At 46.4% G+C, this 2,826-nt stretch carries 5 protein-coding genes; 4 read left to right on the top strand and 1 reads right to left on the bottom strand.

From position 1 onward, the window contains the following. The 4 genes from AC1DWB_RS33205 to hxlB all read left to right on the top strand — a co-directional run. Positions 1 to 365, top strand: a 365-nt coding sequence (locus AC1DWB_RS33205; protein ID WP_477545360.1) for a sensor histidine kinase, incomplete at its 5' end; no start/stop codon positions are given. 76 nt (positions 366 to 441) lie between these two features. Beyond that, complete coding sequence (locus tag AC1DWB_RS33210; RefSeq protein WP_477545361.1) at positions 442 to 765, top strand: winged helix-turn-helix transcriptional regulator; 324 nt, start codon at positions 442 to 444, stop codon at positions 763 to 765. Positions 766 to 948: 183 nt separating this feature from the next. Then, entirely contained in the window at positions 949 to 1,584 is a 636-nt protein-coding gene (hxlA, locus tag AC1DWB_RS33215) for a 3-hexulose-6-phosphate synthase (protein ID WP_477545362.1), read from the top strand. Positions 1,585 to 1,589: 5 nt separating this feature from the next. Beyond that, positions 1,590 to 2,147 carry a 6-phospho-3-hexuloisomerase gene (hxlB, locus tag AC1DWB_RS33220; protein ID WP_477545363.1) on the top strand — a complete coding sequence of 186 codons (558 nt, stop codon included), beginning with the start codon at positions 1,590 to 1,592 and terminating at the stop codon, positions 2,145 to 2,147. Positions 2,148 to 2,193: 46 nt separating this feature from the next. On the opposite strand, the gene AC1DWB_RS33225 is transcribed toward hxlB, so the two are convergent. Continuing rightward, on the bottom strand, positions 2,194 to 2,826 hold a 633-nt coding region (locus AC1DWB_RS33225; protein ID WP_477545364.1), incomplete at its 5' end, for a response regulator transcription factor.

The following is a 2,826-nucleotide window of genomic DNA, read 5'->3' on the forward strand; positions in this document are numbered from 1 at the left end:
CAGTTATTCAGCTTACCGAAGAAAGGCTCCTCTTGACTGCAGATGAATCTGCCATAAAGCGCGTAATCGAGAATTTGATAACAAATGCGATCCATCATTCCGATGGGCCGATCTGGATCAATATGGAGAAGCATCAATCGACGGTTGTATTGTCTATCCGCAACGAAGCTTATCACTTGAAGCTAAGCGATCTGAACAATCTGTTCGATCGATTTTATACGGCGGACCACTCCCGATCGGGCAAAGGAACAGGGTTGGGATTAGCAATTGCCAAAAGTCTAATGGTCAAAATGAACGGAGAGCTAACCGCAGAATTACTAGATAATCAACTTGTCATGAAATGCGTATGGAGGTTGGATCACTGATTCTAGTAGGGCTCAAACTTGCAACTGACAGGTACGGCATTTATTATTGAGGGTAATATACTAAGGAGTCGTTACCATGGGCGATCAACTATTTAAGAACTCAGTAGAAATGACCTTGAAAGTAATTGGCGGCAAATGGAAGCTGGTCATTCTTTGCCATCTGATGGATGGCGTCAAACGCTTCGGCGAATTAAAACGGGGCATGCCCGACATTACCCATAAAATGTTAACCCAACAGCTACGTGAATTAGAGGATGACGGAATCATCCATCGGGAAGTATTCGTTCAAGTGCCTCCGAAAGTCGAGTATTCCTTAACGGAATATGGCCAAACCATGGAGGAAGTGCTTAACTTGATGGCGGATTGGGGACAGAAGCACCAAGAACGAATTGAGGTATGAATGGAATAGAAAAGTTCAATTGATGAGGACCTTAACTTCGAGTTGACGGTCTTTTTTTGTCGTCCATAGTTACGAAATGGGTACTACGTCACCGAATAGTGCGTACTTCCTTTTCGAAAAGTATCGTCGTACAATAGGACCCGTGAACAACACAAAACAAAATTATGAGGAGTGGACTCATCCATGGAACTTCAATTAGCGTTAGATCTTGTCGACATCCCGCAAGCCAAACAATTGGTGAAAGAAGTGGAAGCTTATATAGATATCGTTGAAATCGGCACACCAGTTGTCATTAATGAAGGGCTTCGCGCCGTTAAAGAAATCAAAGAAGCTTTTCCCAACTTGAGAGTACTGGCTGACTTGAAAATTATGGACGCCGCAGGTTATGAAGTCATGAAAGCATCCGAAGCAGGAGCCGACATTGTTACTGTATTGGGAGCCTCGGAAGATATGACGATCAAAGGTGCTGTAGAGGAAGCGCGGAAACAAGGCAAACAAATCTTGGTTGACATGATCTCTGTGAAAAATCTCGAGCAGCGTGCGCAAGAAGTCGATGCACTTGGCGTAGATTATATATGCGTGCACACAGGCTATGATCTTCAAGCTGTCGGTAAAAATTCATTTGAAGATCTTCTGACGATCAAACGTGTGGTCAAGCAGGCCAAAACTGCGATCGCCGGAGGTATTAAATTAAGTACACTCCCGGAAGTAATCAAAGCGAATCCCGATCTTGTTATTGTGGGCGGAGGGATTACCGGACAAGAGGACAAGCAAGCCGCTGCCGCGGAGATGCAGAGATTGATCAAACAAGGAGCGTAATGCTCATGAAACCGAAGCTTTATGTAGCTGAAATCCTTGAGGAGCTGCAACAGGCAGCCAACCAATTGGATGACGAACAAGCTAATCTTTTTGTAGAGCGAATTATGGAGTCTCACAAGGTTTTTCTGGCGGGTGCCGGTCGATCCGGTTTGATGGCCAAAGCTTTTGCAATGAGGCTGATGCACATAGGTATTGAGGCTTATGTTGTGGGCGAGTCGATCACGCCTAGCGTAACCGCCAAAGACATGCTGATCATCGGATCAGGTTCCGGGGAAACCAGGAGTCTCTTGTCGATGGCGGAGAAGGCCAAAAACTTGGAAGCTTCTGTCGCAGTAGTGACGATATATCCGGAATCCACGATCGGACAGTTGGCGGATATCACCGTCAAACTTCCAGGCTCGCCCAAGGATAAGTCGAATAGCCAATACTCCACTATACAACCTATGGGCTCGTTATTTGAGCAGACCCTCTTGCTATTCTTTGATGCTGTCATCCTGCGGTTAATGGAGAAAACGGGGTACGACTCCACGACCATGTATGGCCGGCATGCCAATTTGGAATAACGGATCCAAAAAAAGTCCACTCTTGCAACTGCACAGAGTGGGCTTTTTAATCTAACAGCTGCAATTCCTGCGCAGCGATCAAAGCTTGGGTGCGGGAGGAGACGCCGAGTTTCTCATATAGGCGAGAGAGGTAAATCCTCACCGTGCCTTCGGACAAAGTGAGTGTTACAGCGATTTGCTTATTAGACGCTCCTTGTTGGATGAGTCGCAATAGGTTCCATTCCCTTCTATTCAGTAGCTCGGTCAGAGCGGTAGTGGGTGGAGTATACGGTTTTGACACGCTCGGAAATAACTCCAGTAGCATGCGGACATATTCCTCGGTTACACCCGTTGATGGACTGGTGTCCATTTTGCCGCTTCTGTAGGTTAGATATGCTGACAACAATTCCGCCATGTCTGCTCCCTCGTCAAGGAAGCTACGAATATATCCATATTTCTCTCCCATCACAAGCGCATTATGAACGTATTGTAGTGCAGCACTTCGCTGACCTCGCTGAGCTTCCAATAAGGCTTGCAGGTTCGAGATTTCCACAMGGCTTGAATAGAGTTGCTCCCTCTCGGATTGGGGCCAGAGCTGTTCCAGCAGGCGGAGAGCTTCGGTTTCTTTGCGTTGTTTACCCAGTAGGCGACACAGGGTAATAGACTGAAACTCTTTATTGAAGGTAGGTTTATCCTTGAC

The sequence above is a fragment of the Paenibacillus sp. P4_E11 genome, assembly GCF_056401635.1.